This window comes from Streptomyces sp. NPDC051322, from assembly GCF_040689485.1.
GTDB lineage: Bacteria > Actinomycetota > Actinomycetes > Streptomycetales > Streptomycetaceae > Streptomyces.
The window spans coordinates 344,327-360,776 of record NZ_JBFBAK010000001.1 but is presented as its reverse complement, the minus strand read 5'-3'; the positions used below and the strand labels follow the sequence as shown (position 1 = coordinate 360,776).

16 protein-coding genes and 1 riboswitch are annotated in these 16,450 nt (G+C 67.5%); of the genes, 13 read left to right on the top strand and 3 right to left on the bottom strand.

The window, feature by feature from the left end:
- Nucleotides 1–60: 60 nt before the first annotated feature.
- The 4 genes from coxB to AB0436_RS01655 all read left to right on the top strand — a co-directional run bounded on the left by coxB (nt 61) and on the right by AB0436_RS01655 (nt 4,500).
- The gene (gene coxB / locus AB0436_RS01670) at nt 61–1,002 is read left to right on the top strand and encodes a cytochrome c oxidase subunit II (protein ID WP_366466116.1); all 942 of its coding nucleotides are present in this window, start codon (nt 61–63) and stop codon (nt 1,000–1,002) included.
- Complete coding sequence (gene ctaD / locus AB0436_RS01665; protein ID WP_366465630.1) at nt 999–2,738, top strand: cytochrome c oxidase subunit I; 1,740 nt, start codon at nt 999–1,001, stop codon at nt 2,736–2,738. Before coxB ends, ctaD begins: the two co-directional genes overlap by 4 nt.
- Nucleotides 2,735–3,133 carry a cytochrome c oxidase subunit 4 gene (locus AB0436_RS01660; protein ID WP_366465629.1) on the top strand — a complete coding sequence of 133 codons (399 nt, stop codon included), beginning with the start codon at nt 2,735–2,737 and terminating at the stop codon, nt 3,131–3,133. The genes ctaD and AB0436_RS01660 overlap by 4 nt, the downstream gene beginning before the upstream one ends.
- 110 nt (nt 3,134–3,243) lie before the next feature.
- On the top strand, nt 3,244–4,500 hold the full coding sequence (locus AB0436_RS01655; protein WP_366465627.1) for an Ig-like domain-containing protein: 1,257 nt from the start codon (nt 3,244–3,246) through the stop codon (nt 4,498–4,500).
- A 3-nt stretch (nt 4,501–4,503) separates the two neighbouring features.
- Here AB0436_RS01655 and AB0436_RS01650 read toward each other — a convergent pair whose 3' ends face one another.
- Complete coding sequence (locus tag AB0436_RS01650; protein ID WP_366465626.1) at nt 4,504–4,920, bottom strand: hypothetical protein; 417 nt, start codon at nt 4,918–4,920, stop codon at nt 4,504–4,506.
- Nucleotides 4,921–5,108: 188 nt separating this feature from the next.
- On the opposite strand from AB0436_RS01650, the gene AB0436_RS01645 reads away from it, so the two are divergent.
- From AB0436_RS01645 to AB0436_RS01620, 6 genes are all read left to right on the top strand, one after another.
- A complete protein-coding gene (locus AB0436_RS01645; RefSeq protein WP_365857647.1) occupies nt 5,109–5,729 on the top strand; it encodes a heme-copper oxidase subunit III in 621 nt (206 codons plus the stop codon).
- A 65-nt stretch (nt 5,730–5,794) separates the two neighbouring features.
- Nucleotides 5,795–6,604, top strand: coding sequence for a c-type cytochrome (locus AB0436_RS01640; protein ID WP_366465625.1), 810 nt, complete (start codon nt 5,795–5,797; stop codon nt 6,602–6,604).
- Entirely contained in the window at nt 6,601–7,662 is a 1,062-nt protein-coding gene (locus AB0436_RS01635; RefSeq protein WP_366465624.1) for a Rieske 2Fe-2S domain-containing protein, read from the top strand. The genes AB0436_RS01640 and AB0436_RS01635 overlap by 4 nt, the downstream gene beginning before the upstream one ends.
- Nucleotides 7,659–9,284 (top strand): cytochrome bc complex cytochrome b subunit, encoded by a 1,626-nt coding sequence (locus AB0436_RS01630; protein WP_366465623.1) that lies wholly within the window; start codon nt 7,659–7,661, stop codon nt 9,282–9,284. Before AB0436_RS01635 ends, AB0436_RS01630 begins: the two co-directional genes overlap by 4 nt.
- Nucleotides 9,285–9,428: 144 nt before the next feature.
- On the top strand, nt 9,429–10,493 hold the full coding sequence (gene trpD, locus AB0436_RS01625; RefSeq protein ID WP_366465622.1) for an anthranilate phosphoribosyltransferase: 1,065 nt from the start codon (nt 9,429–9,431) through the stop codon (nt 10,491–10,493).
- A gap of 92 nt (nt 10,494–10,585) precedes the next feature.
- Nucleotides 10,586–10,703: riboswitch (SAM riboswitch) on the top strand.
- A 160-nt stretch (nt 10,704–10,863) separates the two neighbouring features.
- Nucleotides 10,864–12,240, top strand: a complete 1,377-nt coding sequence (locus tag AB0436_RS01620) for an aminotransferase class V-fold PLP-dependent enzyme (protein ID WP_366465619.1) — start codon at nt 10,864–10,866, stop codon at nt 12,238–12,240.
- Nucleotides 12,241–12,310: 70 nt separating this feature from the next.
- Here the strand turns inward: AB0436_RS01620 and AB0436_RS01615 are convergent, their stop codons facing one another.
- Both AB0436_RS01615 and AB0436_RS01610 read right to left on the bottom strand, forming a co-directional pair.
- Nucleotides 12,311–12,592 (bottom strand): Lrp/AsnC ligand binding domain-containing protein, encoded by a 282-nt coding sequence (locus tag AB0436_RS01615; protein WP_365857635.1) that lies wholly within the window; start codon nt 12,590–12,592, stop codon nt 12,311–12,313.
- Complete coding sequence (locus AB0436_RS01610; RefSeq protein ID WP_366465618.1) at nt 12,589–13,302, bottom strand: rhomboid family intramembrane serine protease; 714 nt, start codon at nt 13,300–13,302, stop codon at nt 12,589–12,591. Before AB0436_RS01610 ends, AB0436_RS01615 begins: the two co-directional genes overlap by 4 nt.
- 170 nt (nt 13,303–13,472) lie before the next feature.
- Between AB0436_RS01610 and AB0436_RS01605 the strand changes: the two genes are divergently transcribed.
- From AB0436_RS01605 to AB0436_RS01595, 3 genes are all read left to right on the top strand, one after another.
- A complete protein-coding gene (locus AB0436_RS01605) occupies nt 13,473–13,715 on the top strand; it encodes a hypothetical protein (RefSeq protein ID WP_366465617.1) in 243 nt (80 codons plus the stop codon).
- Between the two features lie 34 nt (nt 13,716–13,749).
- Nucleotides 13,750–15,111, top strand: a complete 1,362-nt coding sequence (locus tag AB0436_RS01600; RefSeq protein WP_366466115.1) for an NYN domain-containing protein — start codon at nt 13,750–13,752, stop codon at nt 15,109–15,111.
- Nucleotides 15,112–15,382: 271 nt separating this feature from the next.
- On the top strand, nt 15,383–16,408 hold the full coding sequence (locus AB0436_RS01595; RefSeq protein ID WP_366466114.1) for an NlpC/P60 family protein: 1,026 nt from the start codon (nt 15,383–15,385) through the stop codon (nt 16,406–16,408).
- The last annotated feature ends 42 nt before the right edge of the window (nt 16,409–16,450 follow it).

Here is a 16,450-nt window from a genome sequence, read left to right as displayed (position 1 = left end):
TACGTGAGTCCCAACGGCTCCGACCTCCCCCATCGCCCGAAGGGCGTGGGCGGTACCCCCATGTCGCGGCGCCCGATGCGGCGGAAGCTGCCGCAGGTGCTGACGGCGGGCCTGGTCCTGGTAACCGCTACCGGTTGCTCGTACAAGGATTTCCCCCGCCTTGGTATGCCCACCCCGGTAACGGAAGAGGCCCCTCGGGTCCTCTCCCTCTGGCAGGGTTCGTGGGCGGCAGCGCTCGCCACGGGCGTGCTGGTGTGGGGGCTGATCATCTGGAGTGTGATCTTCCACCGGCGCAGCCGCACCAAGGTGGAGGTACCTCCGCAGACCCGGTACAACATGCCCATCGAGGCGTTGTACACCGTGGTCCCCCTCATCATCGTCTCGGTGCTCTTCTACTTCACCGCACGTGATGAATCGAAGTTGCTCAAACTCTCCGACAAGCCCGCGCACACGGTCAACGTGGTCGCGTTCCAGTGGAGCTGGGGCTTCAACTACGTCGAGGACGTGGACGGAAACCCCACCACCGGCAACGCCGCGAAGTCGTCGGAGCTGTCCGACATCCCGGACCGCTTCACCAAGCAGTTCCCCAAGGGAGCCGAAGGCGTCTACGACGTCGGCACCGCGGGAACCCGCAACCCGCAGACCGGTAACCCCGGACCGACCCTCTGGCTCCCCAAGGGGCAGAAGGTCCGCTTCGTCCTCACATCGCGCGACGTCATCCATGACTTCTGGGTGATTCCGTTCCTGATGAAGCAGGACGTCGTCCCGGGGCACACCAACTCCTTCGAGGTCACCCCGACCCAGGAGGGCACCTTCAGGGGTAAGTGCGCCGAGCTCTGCGGCGTCGACCACTCCCGGATGCTCTTCAACGTGAAGGTCGTTTCCCCGGAGCGCTATCAGCAGCACCTGAAGGATCTGGTGCACAAGGGCCAGAAGGGCTACATCCCTGCCGGGATCGCGCAGACTGGCCACGCCAAGAACGCGGAGACGAACAACCTGTGAGCATCCTCAATGAACCCAAGGGTGCCGCAACGGCAGCAGAAGGCTTTTACGCCAGCGAGCTGCCGGTACGGCGCAAAGAGCCGGGAAACGTCCTCGTCAAGTGGCTGACGACCACTGACCACAAGACGATCGGCACGATGTATCTGGTCACGTCGTTCGCCTTCTTCTGCATCGGCGGCGTGCTGGCGCTGGTGATGCGGGCCGAGCTGGCCCGTCCCGGCCTCCAGATCGTGTCGAACGAGCAGTTCAATCAGGCGTTCACCATGCATGGCACGATCATGCTGCTGATGTTCGCGACCCCGTTGTTCGCCGGATTCACGAACTGGATCATGCCGCTGCAGATCGGCGCGCCCGATGTGGCGTTCCCGCGGCTGAACATGTTCGCGTACTGGCTGTACCTCTTCGGCTCGATCATCGCGGTCGGTGGCTTCATCACCCCGCAGGGCGCTGCCGACTTCGGCTGGTTCGCCTACTCCCCGCTGTCGGACGCCGTCCGTTCGCCGGGTGTCGGCGCCGATATGTGGATCATGGGTCTGGCCTTCTCCGGCTTCGGCACGATCCTCGGCTCGGTCAACTTCATCACCACGATCATCTGCATGCGTGCCCCCGGCATGACGATGTTCCGGATGCCGATCTTCGTGTGGAACGTCCTGCTGACCGCCGTGCTGGTCCTGCTGGCCTTCCCGGTCCTCGCCGCGGCGCTCTTCGCGCTGGAGGCGGATCGAAAATTCGGGGCTCATGTATTCGATTCGGCAAATGGCGGCGCACTACTCTGGCAACACCTCTTCTGGTTCTTCGGCCATCCAGAGGTGTACATCATCGCTTTGCCATTCTTCGGAATTATTTCCGAAGTGATTCCAGTGTTCTCCCGAAAGCCGATGTTCGGCTACATCGGCCTGATCGCCGCGACGATCTCGATCGCCGGCCTGTCGGTGACCGTGTGGGCGCACCACATGTACGTCACCGGGGGAGTACTGCTGCCGTTCTTCTCCTTCATGACCTTCCTGATCGCGGTGCCGACCGGGGTGAAGTTCTTCAACTGGATCGGCACGATGTGGAAGGGGTCACTGAGTTTCGAGACCCCGATGCTCTGGGCCGTCGGCTTCCTGATCACCTTCACCTTCGGTGGTCTGACCGGCGTCATCCTGGCCTCGCCCCCGATGGACTTCCACGTCTCGGACTCGTACTTCGTGGTGGCGCACTTCCACTACGTCGTCTTCGGCACCGTGGTCTTCGCGATGTTCTCCGGCTTCCACTTCTGGTGGCCCAAGTTCACCGGGAAGATGCTGGACGAGCGGCTCGGCAAGATCACCTTCTGGACGCTGTTCGTCGGCTTCCACGGCACCTTCCTGGTGCAGCACTGGCTGGGCGTCGAGGGCATGCCGCGCCGTTACGCGGACTACCTCGCGGCCGACGGCTTCACCGCTCTGAACACCGTCTCGACCATCAGCTCCTTCCTGCTCGGACTGTCGATCCTGCCGTTCCTCTACAACGTCTGGAAGACCGCCAAGTACGGCAAGAAGATCGAGGTCGACGACCCCTGGGGCTACGGACGTTCACTCGAATGGGCGACCTCCTGCCCGCCGCCGCGGCACAACTTCACCACCCTGCCGCGGATCCGTTCCGAATCGCCGGCCTTCGACCTGCACCACCCGGAGATCGCGGCTCTCGAGCAGCTCGAGAACCACGGTGCCGGTGACAAGGTCCTCGCCGGTGGCAAGGAGACAGGCAAGTGAAGATCCAGGGAAAGATGTTCCTCTGGCTGAGCCTCTTCATCCTCGCCGTGGCGATCGTCTACGGCGTGTGGTCGAAGGAAGCGGCCGGAACGACGGCGCTCTTCATGGCCTTCGGGCTGAGCGTGATGATCGGCTTCTACCTGGCCTTCACGGCCCGGCGGATGGACGCGATCGCGCAGGACGACAAGGAGGCCGAGGTCGCCGACGAGGCGGGCGAGGTGGGCTTCTTCGCCCCGCACAGCTGGCAGCCGCTCTCGCTGGGCGTCGGTGCCGCGCTGGCCTTCCTGGCGGTGGCCATGGGCTGGTGGCTGCTGTACTTCTCGGCGCCGCTGATCGTGGTGGGGCTGTACGGCTGGGTCTTCGAGTTCTACCGCGGTGAGAACCAGAACCAGTAACGCGCATTTCGCACGTCGAACGAGGGGCCCGGACGCCATTCAGGTGTCCGGGCCCCTCGTTTGCAGTCATCCGGCGTGCCGCTGCCGGGCCCTCTTCATACCGTGTGCTCATGAGCCAAGTACCCCGATTCCGTACGGTCCTGAGCTGCTCGCTGCTGGTCGTCTCGCTGGGAACAGCGGCAGCCGCCTGCAGCGGATCCGACAGCAATCCGCTCGCCTCGACGCCGTTCGACGCGGGAGGCCAGATATCCTTCAGCGGCTCCAAGGGCCACGGCAAGGCCGACCCGAACAAGCCGCTGGAAATCACCACCAAGAACGGATCCGGCCGGATAACCGACGTGACGGCCACGGACGCCTCAGGGCGCCGACTGGCGGGCGAACTCTCCGCCGACGGCACCCGGTGGCACAGCACGGCTCCGCTGGCGGCAGGCGCGCACTACACGTTGCGGGTCGCCATCGAGAACGGCCGCGGCCGGCCGGGCAACCGCAAATTCACCTTCGACACCAAGTCGTCGTCCCATCGGCTCAACGCCACCTTCGGCCCCGAGGCCGGTGCCTACGGCGTCGGCCAGCCCATCACGGCGAAGCTCTCCGCCCCGGTCAAGGCCAAGGCGGACCGCGCCAAGGTGGAACGTGCCCTGAAGGTCGACTCGGTGCCGGCGGTGGTGGGGTCCTGGTACTGGGTGGACAGCAAGACGCTGCACTACCGCCCCAAGGAGTACTGGCCCGCGCACTCGAAGATCAACGTGCACAGCAACCTCAACGGGATAAAGATCACCGACAAGCTTTACGGCGGCGCCGCCAAACCCCTGAAGATAACCACCGGGGACCGCCTCGAGGCCCTCACCGACGCCGGCTCCGACGTGATGACGGTCAAGCGCAACGGAAAGGTGATCAACACCATTCCGGTCACCCTGGGCAAGCCGGGCTTCTCCACCCGAAACGGCGTCAAGGTCGTGCTCGGCAAGGAGTACTACGTCCAGATGAAGAGCACGAGCATCGGGATAGCCGCCGGCAGCTCGGACTCGTACGACCTGCCGGTGTACTACGCGACCCGCGTCACCTGGAGCGGTGAGTACGTCCACGCGGCGCCCTGGTCCGTGGGATCCCAGGGGGTCGCCAACACCAGCCACGGCTGCACCGGTATGAGCACCGCCAACGCCACCTGGTTCTTCAACACCTTCCACAAGGGCGACCTCGTCAGTGTCGTCGGAAGCGCCGGCGACACGATGACGCCGTTCGACAACGGCTTCGGCGACTGGAACCTGTCCTGGGACAAGTGGCGCAAGGGCAGCGCGCTGGTGGCCGGCAAGCAGGCGGAAAGCAGCCCGACCGACACGGCCCGGCTGCGGCCCGTCGCCTTCTGACCGTCAGGCCCGGGTGGAACCGGAGGCCGACGCCAGCCGGCTGCGCAGCAGGGCGGCCAGCGCGTCGGCGAACTCCACCGGCTCGACCGGCAGCGTCACCGCGGTCTCCGCGCGGCTCCAGGTGGCCAGCCAGGCGTCCTGCGGCCGACCGATCAGCAGCAGGACGGGCGGACACCGGAAGATCTCGTCCTTGATCTGCCGGCAGACGCCCATGCCGCCCGCGGGGACCGCCTCGCCGTCGAGCACGCAGACATCGACGCCGCCGTTGTCCAGGGCCCTGAGCACGGCGTCCAGGGTCGCGCACTCCAGGTACTGCACCGGCGGCACGTCCGCGGCGGGCCTGCGGCCCGCCGCGAGCCGTACCTGCTCCCGGGTGTTCGCGTCGTCGCTGTAGACCAGGACCGTGGCGCTCGGCTGCATTGTTCCTCCGTGACGACTGTGTCTTCGGGGTCTGAGGTGGCTTGCACCCTGGCGCGGATGCTACTCCGTCCGACACCACGTCAACACCGTTGAGCGACCCCCGGCGATGGGCTGTTCGGGCAGGACACGGGGTGCTGACACACCGAACGGCACCCCCCGAGGTGAGGGCCGGATAAGCGACCGACATAATGTCGGTCGTGGCGACAGCAACGACAGTAGAAACCGGGCACGCGCACCCGTCGGTCAATCGGCCGAACCTCACCAGCGTCGGAACCATCATTTGGTTGAGTTCCGAGCTGATGTTCTTCGCGGCCCTCTTCGCGATGTACTTCACCCTGCGATCGGTGACGGGTCCCGACCACTGGAAGGGTATGGCCGACGCGCTGAACGTTCCGTTCGCGGCGTCGAACACCACCATCCTTGTGCTCTCTTCTCTCACGTGCCAGCTCGGCGTCTTTGCCGCCGAGCGAGGCGATGTGAAGAAGTTGCGCTCGTGGTTCTCGATCACGTTCGTGATGGGTGCGATCTTCATCGGAGGCCAGATCTTCGAGTACACCAACCTGGTGAAGGAAGACGGCATCTCGCTGTCCTCCGACCCCTACGGTTCGGTGTTCTACCTGACGACCGGCTTCCACGGCTTGCACGTGACAGGCGGCCTGATCGCCTTCCTGTTCGTTCTGGGCAGGACGTACGCAGCCAAGAGATTCACCCACCACCAGGCAACCGCCGCCATCGTCGTGTCCTATTACTGGCACTTCGTCGATGTCGTCTGGATCGGCCTCTTCGCGACGATTTACCTGATCCAGTAAGCGGGCCCGAAGCCCCACTCATCCAGCAAGCACCGACGCAGAAGATCCTGACACCGGGGTAATCCGTGAAAAAGCTCTCCGCACGACGACGCCACCCGTTGGCGGCGGTCGTCGTCCTACTCCTCGCGCTGGCGGCCACCGGGGGGCTGTACGCCGCGTTCGCACCCGCGGGCAAGGCACAGGCCGACGACACCGCCCAGTCCCTCTCCATCACGGAGGGCAAGAAGCTGTTCTCCGTGGGCTGCGCAAGCTGCCACGGCATGGGTGGCCAGGGCACGACCGACGGGCCGAGCCTGGTGGGCGTCGGCGCGGCCGCCGTCGACTTCCAGGTCGGCACCGGCCGGATGCCCGCTCAGCAGCCCGGCCCGCAGGTGCCGAAGAAGAAGGTCATCTACACGCAGGCCGAGATCGACAAGCTCGCCGCGTACGTAGCCTCCCTCGGCGCCGGCCCCTCCGTGCCGACCGCGGAGCAGTACAGCGTCGACGGTGCCAACATCGCCAAGGGCGGCGAACTGTTCCGCACCAACTGCGCGCAGTGCCACAACTTCTCGGGTGAGGGCGGCGCGCTGACGCACGGCAAGTTCGCCCCGAGCCTGGAAGGCGTTGACCCGAAGCACGTCTATGAGGCCATGCTGACCGGCCCGCAGAACATGCCGTCCTTCCCCGACACGACGATGAACCAGCAGAACAAGCAGGACATCATCGCTTACGTCAAGACCGTCAATGGCGACAAATCCGCAAACCCCGGCGGCTTCAAGCTGGGCGGCCTCGGTCCGGTCAGTGAGGGCCTCTTCGGCTGGGTCTTCGGACTCGGTGCGCTGATCGCAGTTGCCATCTGGGTCGCGGCCCACACCGCTAAGGCCAAGAAGTCATGAGTAGCAATAAGAATTCCGAAGAGACCCTGCCCAGTGAGCAGGCCGCCGACCAGGCGGGTGCCGGTGCGGTGGAACACGCGGACGATCCGTTCGCCGATCCGGGCCTGCCGACCCACCGGCCACGCGTCCAGGACATCGATGAACGGGCAGCCAAGCGCTCCGAGCGGATGGTCGCTCTCCTGTTCACGATCTCGATGCTGGCCACGATCGCCTTCATCGCGTCCTATGTGATCTTCCCGATCGACAAGCTCATCTACATCTTCCCGTTCGGCCATGTGAGCGTGCTGAACTTCTCCCTGGGGCTGACCCTGGGTATCGCGCTCTTCTCGATCGGCGCGGGCGCGGTCCACTGGGCCCGCACGCTGATGTCGGACGTCGAGGTGGCGGACGACCGTCACGCGATCGAGGCCCCGCCCGAGGTCAAGGCGAAGGTGCTGGCCGACTTCGCGGCCGGTGCCGCCGAGTCCGGCTTCGGCCGCCGCAAGCTGCTCCGCAACACGCTGTTCGGTGCGATGGCCATGGTGCCGCTGGCCGGCGTGGTGCTGCTCCGTGACCTCGGCCCGCTGCCGGAGCAGAAGCTCCGCAAGACCCTGTGGGCCAAGGGCAAGGTCCTCGTCAACATGAACACCAACCAGCCGCTGCGTCCCGAGGACGTCGCTGTGGGTTCGCTGACGTTCGCCATGCCCGAGGGCCTGGACGAAAGCCAGGAGGACTTCCAGAAGCAGATCGCCAAGGCCGCCCTGATGATCGTCCGCATTCAGCCGGAGGAGATCAAGGACAAGCAGGAGCGCGAGTGGGCCCACGAGGGCATCGTCGCGTACTCGAAGATCTGCACCCATGTCGGCTGCCCGATCAGCCTGTACGAGCAGCAGACGCACCACGTGCTCTGCCCGTGCCACCAGTCCACCTTCGACCTGTCCGACGGCGCACGCGTCATCTTCGGCCCGGCCGGCCACCCCCTTCCGCAGCTGCGGATCGGTGTGAACGGCGAGGGTAACCTCGAAGCGCTCGGCGACTTTGCCAAGCCCGTCGGTCCTGCATTCTGGGAGCGCGGATGAGCACCGTGACGGATCCACAGCGCAAAGCGCCCGCCGGCGAGCGGGTGGCCGACTGGGCGGACGGCCGCCTGGGCATCTACGGCCTGGCCAAGACCAACATGCGGAAGATCTTCCCGGACCACTGGTCCTTCATGCTGGGTGAGATCTGCCTCTACAGCTTCATCATCATCATCCTCACGGGTGTGTACCTGACGCTGTTCTTCCACCCCAGCATGAACGAGGTCGTCTACGACGGTCCGTACGTGCCGCTGCAGGGTGTGCGGGTGTCCGAGGCGTACGCCTCGACGCTGCACATCAGCTTCGAGGTCCGCGGCGGTCTGCTCATCCGGCAGATCCACCACTGGGCCGCGCTGATCTTCCTGGCCGGCATGCTCGTGCACATGATGCGGGTGTTCTTCACGGGCGCCTTCCGCAAGCCGCGCGAGATCAATTGGCTGTTCGGCTTCCTGCTGCTGGTGCTGGGCATGTTCACCGGCTTCACCGGCTACTCGCTCCCGGACGACCTGCTCTCCGGTACCGGTGTGCGGTTCATGGAGGGCGTGATGCTCTCCATCCCGGTGGTCGGCTCGTACGCCTCGATGTTCCTGTACGGCGGTGAGTTCCCCGGCGGTGACTTCGTCGCCCGGTTCTACTCGGTCCATATTCTGCTGCTGCCCGGCATCATGCTGGGTCTGCTGGTCGGCCACCTGATCCTGGTCTTCTTCCACAAGCACACGCAGTTCGCGGGCCCCGGCAGGACGAACAAGAACGTCGTCGGTATGCCACTGCTGCCGATCTACATGGCCAAGGCCGGAGGCTTCTTCTTCCTGGTCTTCGGTGTCATCGCCGCCGTCTCCGCCATCGCCTCGATCAACCCGATCTGGGAGATCGGCCCCTACCGTCCGGACCAGGTGTCGACCGGCGCCCAGCCCGACTGGTACATGGGCTTCTCCGAGGGCCTGGTCCGCATCATGCCGGGCTGGGAGATCAGCGCCTGGGGTCACACCCTGGTACTGGGCGTTTTCGTGCCCATCGTGATCTTCCCGCTGGTCCTGGTCATGATCGGGGTCTATCCGTTCATCGAGTCCTGGATCACCGGTGACAAGCGCGAGCACCACATCCTGGACCGCCCGCGCAACGCCCCGACCCGTACCGGCCTCGGCGTCGCCTGGATCACGCTCTACGCGATCCTGCTGGTCGGTGGCGGTAACGACATCTGGGCCACGCACTTCCACCTGTCGATCAACGCGATCACCTGGTTCGTGCGGATCGGTATGTTCGTCGGACCGGTCATCGCCTTCATCATCACCAAGCGGTGGTGCATCGGTCTGCAGCGCCGCGACCGGGAGAAGGTGCTGCACGGCCGCGAGTCCGGTGTCATCAAGCGCCTGCCGCACGGTGAGTTCGTCGAGATCCACGAGCCGCTCAACCACCGTCAGCTGCACTCGCTCACCGCGCACGAGCAGTACAAGCCGTTCGAGATCGGCCCGTTGGTCGACGAGAACGGTGTCGAGCGCAAGGTGTCCCGTCTGACCAAGCTGCGCGCCAAGCTGAGCAAGGGCTACTACGGCGAGCACAACCAGATCGAGAAGCCCAGCGCGGAGGAGTACAAGGAGATCACCAGCGGCCACGGCCACCACTGATGCCTTGGCTCGGAACAGCCTGACCTGAACGGGTCGCCACGGCGGGAGCCCCGTCCATCTCCTCTGATGGACGGGGCTCCTTGCCGTCCGGGGGGATGGATAAGGTGGAGGCATCCCTATTGGCTGTGGACCCAGGAGCGGACCATGAACGTTGTGACCCCGGTTGGCGGCGACAGCGTGGCGGCCTACTCCTGGCCGGTCGTCCTCGACTCCCTGCTCGGCGGAACCGACCAGAGCGCGGAGGCCACCGCCTGGGCGATGGACCGCATCATGCGCGGCGAGGCGACCGACGCGCAGATCGCGGGTTTCGCGGTGGCGCTGCGGGCCAAGGGCGAGACGGTCGCGGAGATCACGGGTCTGGTGCGGAGCATGTACGAGCACGCCCGTCTGATCGAGGTGCCCGGGGACACCGTGGACATCGTCGGCACAGGCGGTGACGGCGCCAAGACGGTGAACATCTCCACCATGTCGGCGATCGTGGTGGCCGGCGCGGGGGCGAAGGTCGTCAAGCACGGGAACCGGGCGGCCTCGTCGGCGAGCGGTGCGTCCGATGTGCTGGAGAAGCTCGGCGTCAATCTGGAGCTGACCCCGCGACGGGTGGTCGAGGTCGCCGACGAGGCCGGCATCACCATGTGTTTCGCGGTGAAGTTCCATCCCGCCCTGCGGTATGTGGCGGCGGCCCGGCGCGAGTTGGGCATCCGCACCACGTTCAACGTGCTGGGCCCGCTCACCAACCCGGCGAGGGTGAGGGCGCAGGCGACCGGGGTCGCAGACGCCCGGATGGCACCCATCATGGCCGGCGTGCTGGCCGAGCGCGGCTCGTCCGCGCTGGTGTTCCGGGGAGACGACGGGCTCGACGAACTGACCACCACGGCCACCTCACGGGTGTGGATCGTGGCCGACGGTGCGGTCCGCGAAGAGGCCTTCGATCCCCGCGACGTGGGCATCCGGCTGGTGCCGGTGGAGGCACTGCGCGGCGCCGACGCCTCGTACAACGCCGACGTCGCCCGTCGGCTGCTGGCCGGTGAAACCGGACCGGTGCGCGATGCGGTGCTGCTCAACTCCGCGGCGGCGCTGGTCGCGCTGCGGCCGGGCACCGGCTCGCTGACCGAGCAGATCGCGGCCGGTATCGAGCGCGCCGCGGAGTCCGTGGACTCCGGAGCGGCGCGCGGCGCGCTGGACAGATGGGTCGCGGCGAGCAACGCCTGATGCACCCCGCGCCACCCGGTGTGACGTACGGCGCGGTCCGGAATCCGGACCGCGCCTTGCGCATCCCGCATCTTGTGGCAAGCTACTTGCCAGGTCATGAGTGACAGCGACTACGGCCCCAGCCCGCTGTCCGGCAACCCTCCGTCCGTGGCGGGGTGCCCTGGGTGAAGACCGGGCCGCAGACAGCACAGTCCGCGGCAAGCGCGGATCCCTCGCCAGGGATCCTGGTCATCGAGGGAGTTCTTCCATGGTTCAGCGAATGCGATAGGGCAGTAGCCCCCCTCTCCGCACACCCCTTTCCGCACTGTCCGGTGCTGCCCCGATGCGCGGCGCCCCCAGTGAATTCGCCTGCCCTTTCCGGGAGTTCGCCATGTCTGTTGCCACCGCTGCCTTCACCTCCGCCGCTGCTACGGACGCCTGTACGGGTGCCCCGCTGCCGGTCCTCGGGCGGGATGTCTCGGTGCCGCTCGTCACCGGCGGCGAGGTCGGCTACGCCGCGCTCGACTACGCGGCCAGCGCCCCCGCCCTGCAGCGGGTCTGGGACGACGTGGCCGCCTATGCGCCGTACTACGGCAGCGTGCACCGCGGTGCCGGCTACCTGTCGCAGCTCTCCACCGACCTTTTCGAGAACAGCCGGTCCACCATCGCCGCGTTTCTCGGCTGCCGCGAGGATCATCAGGTCGTTTTCACCCGGTCGACCACCGACTCCCTCAACCTGCTGGCCGCTGCGCTGCCGGCCGGCTGTGAGGTCTTCGTCTTCGAGACCGAGCATCACGCCTCGCTGCTGCCCTGGCGCGACGCCACCGTCACCTACCTGGACGCACCGCGCACCCCGCAGCAGGCCGTCGAGACCCTGGAGCGCGCCCTCGCGGCCCGTGCCGCCGCCGGTCCTGCTCTGGTGTGCGTGACCGGGGCATCGAACGTCACCGGTGAGCTGTGGCCGGTGGCGGAGCTGGCTGCCGCCGCCCACGCGCACGGCGCGCGGATCGTGCTGGACGCCGCGCAGCTCGCCCCGCACCACCCGGTGGACATCGTGGCTCTCGACGTCGACTGGGTCGCTTTCTCCGGGCACAAGCTGTACGCACCCTTCGGCTCCGGCGTCCTCGCGGGCCGCTCCGACTGGCTGCAGGACGCGGAGCCGTATCTGGCCGGCGGCGGTGCCTCCCGCCAGGTGAGCAGGCGCGCCGACGGCGGTGTGGACGTCGAGTGGCACAGCACGGCCGCCCGGCACGAGGCCGGCTCGCCCAACGTCATCGGGGCCTACTCCATCGCTGCCGCCTGCAAGGCGCTCACCGAGGCCGGTTTCGACTCGCTGGTCGAGCGGGAGCAGGCACTGATCGCCAAGGTCCGCGAAGGCCTCGCCGAGGTGGACGCGGTGCGAGTGCTCTCGCTCTTCGGTGACGAGGCCCCACGCGTCGGCGTCATCTCGTTCGTGGTGGAGGGCTGGAACAGCTCGCACTTCGCCGCCGCGCTCTCGGCCGAATACGGCATCGGGGTGCGGGACGGCCTCTTCTGCGCCCACCCGCTGGTGCGCACCCTGCTCGGTGGCGACCCGCAGGACCAGGGGGAGTGCGGCGCGCCCGAGGGCGCGCCCGGCGCCTCGCTCAACGCCATCCGGGTGAGTTTCGGCGCCGGTACACCGGACGAGCACGTGGAGCGTTTCGTCTCCGCGGTCAAGGAGCTGGTGCGGGACGGCGCCCGCTGGAACTACCGCACCGAGAACGGCCGTTGCGTGCCGGCCGTGTGAGACCGGTGCCACCCCGCCCTCGGCCGGCCGCGCGGCCGGGGGCGCCGGCCGCGCGGACGGGGATGCCGCCCTACGCGTCGAGCCCGATGGCGAAAGCCGCTTCCAGATCGTGCTGCGAGTACGTCCGGAACGCCACGTGGGTGTCGGTGGCCTCGACGCCGGGGATCTTGCTGATCCGGCCGGGGATGATGTCCGCGAGATCGTCGTGCCGGGCCACCCGGACCAGCGCGATCAGGTCGTACGTTCCGGTGACGGAGTAGACCTCGCTGACGTTCTCCAGCGAAGCGAGTGATTCGGCGATCTCGGGGATCCGGTCCACGCTGGTCTTGATGAGCACGATCGCGGTGATCACGGCTTGCGTTCTCCCTCGGTGGCCGTCGCTGGGGTCCTCACTCTAGTCGCATGCCAGTACCGCGCCGTGGCGTAGAGGAAGCCGAGCGAGAACCCCGCCAGATGTGCCGTGTAGGCGACCCCCGGGCCGGTCCCGTGCTGCTGCCGGGCGGCCAGCCACTGCAGGGCGAACCAGAAGACCAGCACGATCCAGGCGGGGAAGCGCAGTGGCAGGAACAGCAGGAACGGGAAGATGCTGGTGACCCGGGCCTTCGGGAAGAGGCTCAGGAAGGCACCGAGCACCGCCGAGATCGCGCCCGACGCACCGACCAGGGACTGGTCGGACGAGGGGTGCGTCAGCGCGTAGGCGAACAGGGCGGCATAGCCGCCGACGAGATAGAAGACCGCGAAGTGCAGCCGGCCCATCCGCTCCTCGGCCATCGCACCGAAGACGTACAGAAACAGCATGTTGCCGAGCAGATGCACCCAGCCGGCATGGACGAACAGCGCGGTGAGCGGGGTGAGCAGGGCCGGCCCGGTGCCGCTCATCAGTTCGGTGGGAACGACCCCCCAGCGTTCGAAATAGGCGCTCTGGGCGGCGAGGAGATCGTCGCCCGTGCCGTAGCCGGTGTTGAACCCCGAGGCCGGGCTGATCAGGAAGATCAGGCAGCAGAGGCCGATCAGGCCGTAGGTCACCACCGGGCCGTCGAACGCTTCCCACCGCTTGCGCATGGACCGAGCATGGCCCAACAGGGGCGAATGGGGCAGAGTGCCTCGCCGGAGCCCCGGGGGGCCGACCGGTCGCCTCCGGCGGTGAGTGCGAGGCCGTAGGGTTGCGGGGAGGACATCCGCAGTTCGATGACGCACCGCGACCCAGGTACACGAACGTAGAGGACGGCATTATGACGACGGTTCCCATGCCGACCGCCGGCACCCGGTGGCGCTGCACGCTCTGTGGCAATCTCACCCGCTTCGATGTGACCCGCTCGTCGAAGGTTGTCGAGTACATGCATCTCGACCTGGCCGGTGAGCCCAAGGTCGAAGAACGCGAGGTGGTCAGTGAGAGCATCGAGTCGGTGCGCTGCCGCTGGTGCAATGCGGTGGACCAGATCGAGCTGGTGGACAGGCCGGGCAGCGGCTCCTGAGGGAGCCCGCCGAAGAGCGACAGTGGGGTGACGGATCGTGGAGCCTGAAAGCGGCACGGAGCCGGCCGGTGGGGCCGGCGACGCCGCCGAGGCACTCGACCGTCCGCTGCCGGAAGGGGTGCGGCGCCGGGTCGTCGCGCTGGTGTCCGACGCGTTCGGGGGTCTGACGGTCGCCGAGCTCCCCGCGCAGCTCCGGCAGTACGCCCGGTTCACCCCGACCCGGCGGGCCAAGTTCGCGGGCACCGCGATGGCGGCCGCGCTGGAGAGCGATCCGCTGTTCCGCCAGCGCATCGGGGAGCGGCTGAAGGAGTCCCAGGCCGAGCTGGCCGGGGCGCTGGAAGCCGGTTCGCCGCCCGCCGCCGCGGATCCCGTGGATGTGGCCGCCGCCGCCTATGTGCTGCGTCCGGTGGGCTGGGTGAAGCTGGTCGCCGCCGCGGGCGAGGAGGCCCAGCGGGTCGACGCCGAGCGGGCGGGCGATGCCGCCAGGCGGGACATGGAGCGGCTGCGCGAGGAACTCGCCGAGGCGCGGGCGCATACGAAGACCGAGAACGAGCGGCTGCGTACGGAGCTGGACGCGGCCCGCAAGGAAGCGGAGTCGCTGCACCGCAAGCTGCGCAGCGCGCAGAGCGACGTCAAGCGCGGTGAGGCCGCACTGCGCCGGACGCGCTCCGAGATCGATGTCATCAAGTCCGAAGCGGCGGCCAGGGTGGCGGCCGCGGAGAGCGAGTCGCGCCGGCTGAAGGCGCGGCTCGGCGAGGCCGAGGCGGCGGCCGAGGCCGGTCGCCGCGCGGTACGCGAAGGGCGCTCGGTCGAGGACATGCGGCTGCGGCTGCTGCTCGACACGGTGCTCGAGGCCGCCCAGGGACTGCGCCGCGAACTCGCCCTGCCCCCCGCGTCACTTCGGCCCGCCGACTCCGTCGACGCGGTGGAACCCGGCCGGATGTCTCCCAAGGACGTGGCGGCCAGGGCGCTTTCGGACACCGACCCGGCGCTGCTCGACCAGTTGCTCTCGCTGCCGCAGGCGCATCTGGTGGTGGACGGATACAACGTCACCAAGACCGGCTATCCGCAGATGCCGCTGGAGAAGCAGCGGCTGCGCCTGCTCGGTGGTCTCTCGATGCTCGCCGCCCAGACCGGCGCCGAGATGACCTGTGTCTTCGACGGTGCGGAGCTGGCGGCGCCGGTGCTGCTCGCGCCACCGCGCGGGGTGCGGGTGCTGTTCAGCAAGCCGGGCGTCACCGCGGACGAGCTGATCCGTCAGCTGGTGCGCGCGGAGCCCTCGGGGCGTCCGGTGGTGGTGGTCTCCACCGACCGCGAGGTGGCGGACGGGGTGGCCAGGTCCGGAGCGAGACCGGTCGCGTCCGTCTTGTTGCTGAAGCGGCTTTCGCGCGTCTAGTAACTGCTGTGCACCTTGCCCGACTTCGGGAGATGCGAGGGCGAGCAGAGGGTCAAGTCCCCATCACTGCGCGTGTTATATATGTGAAGAAACCACTGGCGACCGTAATTTTTGCCATTCAGAATTTGAACTGATCACAAGAAGGTCACTAAGGTTTGGCCTCGAACCTTCGCGCGGTTGATCACTCATCCGGGGTGTCAGCGGAGGAACCGCCGAGGACCACGTGGCCCGCCATGTGGTCGGCGGCTCGAGGAAGAAGGAGCTCGCCTTCGTGGCGTCCCACCGTCGTCCCAAACAGCCGAGCCGCACTCGCGTGACCGTGCTCACCGCAACCGCCGCCGCAGCCGTGGTCCTGTCCTCCCAGGCCGCGCACGCCGATCCGAAGCCGACCAAGAGCGAGGTCAAGGCCAAGGTCGACAAGCTCAATCAGGACGCGGAGAAGGCCACCGAGCATTACGACGGGGCCAAGGAACAGCAGCAGAAGCTCAAGAAGGAGGTCGACGACCTCCAGGACAACGTCGCCCGGGGTCAGCAGGACCTCAACAAGCTGCGGGACCAGCTCGGTTCGCTGGCGAGCGCCCAGTACCGCTCGGGCGGTATCGACCCGTCCGTACAGCTCTTCCTCTCGTCGGACCCCGACAACTTCCTTGACAAGGCCACCGCGCAGGACCAGCTGAGCAGTCAGCAGGCCGACGCGATCAAGAAGATCCAGGCCAAGCAGCGGTCACTCGCGCAGCAGCGTCTGGAGGCCCAGGACAAGCTCAAGGACCTGTCCGCGACCCGTAAGAAGCTCGGCGAGAACAAGAAGCAGGTCCAGAGCAAGCTGGCGGCCGCCAACAAGCTGCTCAACAGCCTCACCGCCGCCGAGCGCGCCGCGCTGCAGGCCGACGACGCTCGCGCCAACCGCGCCAGCGACCGTGCGAACCTCGGCAACGCGCTTCCCGCCTCGGCCCGCGGCGGCGCCGCCCTCGCGGCGGCGAAGACGCAGCTCGGCAAGCCGTATGTCTACGGCGCCACCGGCCCCAACTCCTTCGACTGCTCCGGCCTGACCTCCTGGGCCTACGCGCAGGCCGGCGTCACTCTCCCGCGCACCTCGCAGGCCCAGGCCAACGCGGGCACCCGGATCTACTCGTCGAGTGCGCTCAAGCCCGGCGACCTGGTCATCTTCTACGGCGACATGCACCATGTCGCTCTCTACGCGGGCAACGGCATGGTGCTGCACGCCCCGCGCACCGGCACGAACGTGCGGTACGAATCGATGGGCAACATGCCCTTCCAGTTCGGCGTCCGTATCTGATCCGGTCCGGCCCGCACCGTGGTGTGCCGCCCATTCGGGCGA

Coding starts and splice junctions, on each gene's coding strand:
- coxB (WP_366466116.1), top strand. CDS start 61: ATGTCGCGGCGCCCGATGCGGCGGAAGCTGCCGCAGGTGCTGACGGCG.
- AB0436_RS01655 (WP_366465627.1), top strand. CDS start 3,244: ATGAGCCAAGTACCCCGATTCCGTACGGTCCTGAGCTGCTCGCTGCTG.
- AB0436_RS01650 (WP_366465626.1), bottom strand. CDS start 4,920: ATGCAGCCGAGCGCCACGGTCCTGGTCTACAGCGACGACGCGAACACC.
- AB0436_RS01645 (WP_365857647.1), top strand. CDS start 5,109: ATGTCGGTCGTGGCGACAGCAACGACAGTAGAAACCGGGCACGCGCAC.
- AB0436_RS01635 (WP_366465624.1), top strand. CDS start 6,601: ATGAGTAGCAATAAGAATTCCGAAGAGACCCTGCCCAGTGAGCAGGCC.
- AB0436_RS01630 (WP_366465623.1), top strand. CDS start 7,659: ATGAGCACCGTGACGGATCCACAGCGCAAAGCGCCCGCCGGCGAGCGG.
- trpD (WP_366465622.1), top strand. CDS start 9,429: ATGAACGTTGTGACCCCGGTTGGCGGCGACAGCGTGGCGGCCTACTCC.
- AB0436_RS01620 (WP_366465619.1), top strand. CDS start 10,864: ATGTCTGTTGCCACCGCTGCCTTCACCTCCGCCGCTGCTACGGACGCC.
- AB0436_RS01610 (WP_366465618.1), bottom strand. CDS start 13,302: ATGCGCAAGCGGTGGGAAGCGTTCGACGGCCCGGTGGTGACCTACGGC.
- AB0436_RS01605 (WP_366465617.1), top strand. CDS start 13,473: ATGACGACGGTTCCCATGCCGACCGCCGGCACCCGGTGGCGCTGCACG.